The sequence below is a fragment of the Variovorax sp. P4_D9 genome (genome assembly GCF_056401695.1).
The window spans coordinates 1-2,162 of record NZ_JBFUIU010001176.1; the positions used below are offsets into that span (position 1 = coordinate 1).

5 protein-coding genes are annotated in these 2,162 nt (G+C 62.3%); 1 reads left to right on the forward strand and 4 read right to left on the reverse strand.

Going from position 1 to position 2,162, the window contains the following annotated elements:
• A partial coding sequence (locus tag AC1DY5_RS52565; RefSeq protein ID WP_478122173.1) for a transposase occupies positions 1 to 212 on the forward strand: 212 nt, incomplete at its 5' end.
• A 196-nt stretch (positions 213 to 408) separates the two neighbouring features.
• On the opposite strand, the gene hemP is transcribed toward AC1DY5_RS52565, so the two are convergent.
• From hemP to AC1DY5_RS52585, 4 genes are all read right to left on the reverse strand, one after another.
• Positions 409 to 621, reverse strand: coding sequence for a hemin uptake protein HemP (hemP, locus tag AC1DY5_RS52570; RefSeq protein ID WP_478122174.1), 213 nt, complete (start codon positions 619 to 621; stop codon positions 409 to 411).
• An 87-nt stretch (positions 622 to 708) separates the two neighbouring features.
• Positions 709 to 1,122, reverse strand: a complete 414-nt coding sequence (locus AC1DY5_RS52575) for an ExbD/TolR family protein (RefSeq protein ID WP_478122175.1) — start codon at positions 1,120 to 1,122, stop codon at positions 709 to 711.
• A 5-nt stretch (positions 1,123 to 1,127) separates the two neighbouring features.
• Positions 1,128 to 1,844: a MotA/TolQ/ExbB proton channel family protein gene (locus AC1DY5_RS52580; RefSeq protein ID WP_478122176.1), complete on the reverse strand. Its 717-nt coding sequence runs from the start codon at positions 1,842 to 1,844 to the stop codon at positions 1,128 to 1,130.
• A 19-nt stretch (positions 1,845 to 1,863) separates the two neighbouring features.
• The coding region (locus tag AC1DY5_RS52585; RefSeq protein ID WP_478122177.1) for an energy transducer TonB at positions 1,864 to 2,162 on the reverse strand (299 nt) is incomplete at its 5' end.

Here is a 2,162-nt window from a genome sequence, read left to right on the forward strand (position 1 = left end):
GCAAGAAGCTCCAGAAGAAACGATGGTTCCGCAATGGCCAGAAGTGGCGCACCGGGGCTGAAGGTCGCATCAGTCTCTTGAAGAGACGCCATGGCCTGAATCGATGTCGCTACAAGGGCCCGTCGGGCATTGGGCGTTGGGTAGGGCTTGGCGTCGTCGCAGACAATCTGATCAATATCGGCCTCGCTCTCGCAGCTTCAGCCAAACGCTGAGATCATCCCCTTCTTCCTCTCCACCGCGCACTGAAACCAAGGCCGCCGATCTCGGCGGCCTTGGCCTTTGTTGCCTCGCCACGCAGAAACTCAAAAACGGCATTTTTGCGCCGGAAAGTAGCTAAAAACGACCCTTCGGAGATGGATCTCCTCGAGTCGCCCCACGATGAAACTTGCGCGAGAAGCGGGCTGATCGCTACTTGGTCAGGATCAGCGTGCCGAGTTTGGTGGCTTGCAGGCGATACAACGAGCCGTTGTGCATGATACCGACCGCCTTGCCGCCCTTGAGCAGCTCCGTGCTTTCGAGCAGCGGGGCGGGACGGGTCGCTTCGGCCGCTGCGCGGCCCCCGCCCGCGTGGTCCAGCGAGGGGTGGTTCAGCACGGTGAAGGCGTTGGGCGTTGCGGACATTCGATGAACTCCTGTGGTGATTTGTTAATGATAACCATTCTCAATTAAAAATCAATCGCCGCGGTTGGTTTTTTCGCCTGCGCACTGCTACTTCGCGTCTGGCTCGGTCACGAAGCCGATCTTGCGCACGCCGGCCTCGCGTGCCGCCGACATCGCCTTCGCCACGCGCTCGTAGCGCACCGCCTTGTCGCCGCGGATATGCAGTTCGGGCTGCGGCTCCTTGGCCGCCTCGGCGGCTAGCCGGCCGACCAATTCGGCATCCTCGATCTTCTGCTCGTTCCAGTAGTAGCTGCCGTCGGCCGCGACCGAGAACAGGATGTTTTGCGGCTTGGTCTGCTCCCGCTCGCTGCTGGCGCGGGGGAGGTCGATGTTCACTGCGTGCTTCATCACGGGTACCGTGATGATGAAGATGATCAACAGCACCAGCATGACGTCGACCAGCGGCGTCATGTTGATCTCGTTCATGACCTCGTCGGGTTCGTCCTGTGTTCCGAAGGCCATGGCGGTCAGACCTTCTTGAGCGGAACGACCGTGGCCTCGCTGCCGCTGCTCTGGACGCGGGCGCCGGTCACGAAGTAGGCGTGCAGGTCGTGCGCGAAGCTGTTGAGCTTGGTCAGCACGAACTTGTTGCCACGCACCAGCGCGTTGTAGCCCAGCACCGCGGGAATCGCGACAGCCAGGCCGAGGGCCGTCATGATCAGCGCCTCGCCGATCGGGCCGGCCACCTTGTCGATGGTCGCCTGGCCGGCCGTGCTGATGCTCATCAGCGCGTGGTAGATGCCCCAGACGGTGCCGAACAAGCCGATGAAGGGCGCCGTCGACCCCACCGATGCGAGGATCGCCAGCCCGGTCTGCAGGCGTGCGGTGAATTCGTCGATGCCGTTGCGCAGCGCCCGGGTGATCCAGTCGCTGACGTCGAGCGCGTCGTGCAGGTGGGCCTTGGTGTTGCGATGGTGGGCCGCGGCTTCACGGCCTTCGAGTGCCAGCGCCCGGAACGGATTACCGTCTTCCTTGCCGAGCTTGGCCAGGGCGGTGGCGAAATCCTCGCTGTGCCAGAAGTCCTGCGAATGCTTCGCGAGCCGCTTGTACCTGATGACATCGAGCGCCTTGATCAGAATCACGATCCAGGAAGCGAGCGACATGCCGATCAACAGCAGCGCGACAGCCCGGGTGACGAAGTCGCCTTGCTGCCAGACGTTCATCAGGCCAAAGTGGGAATCCATACGTAACTACTCCTGAAAATTATTTGAGAACCCAGTTGATCGGCACGTTGAACTCCATCGGTTCGACGACGCCATTGCGTTTGCCCGGCACGTAGCGCCAACTCATCACGGCGCTGCGTGCCGCTTCGTCGAGCCGTTCATAGCCGCTCGACTGTTGAATGCTGACCTGCTTGGGAAGCCCGTCGACCCCGATCAGCACCCGCACGACCGTCTTGCCCTGCTCGCCGAGGCGCTTGCTCATGGCGGGGTAGACCGGCGTTGGATTCTGCAGGTAGTCGGCATTGCTCGATGGCAGCTGGACCGAGGGCGGGGCGGGTG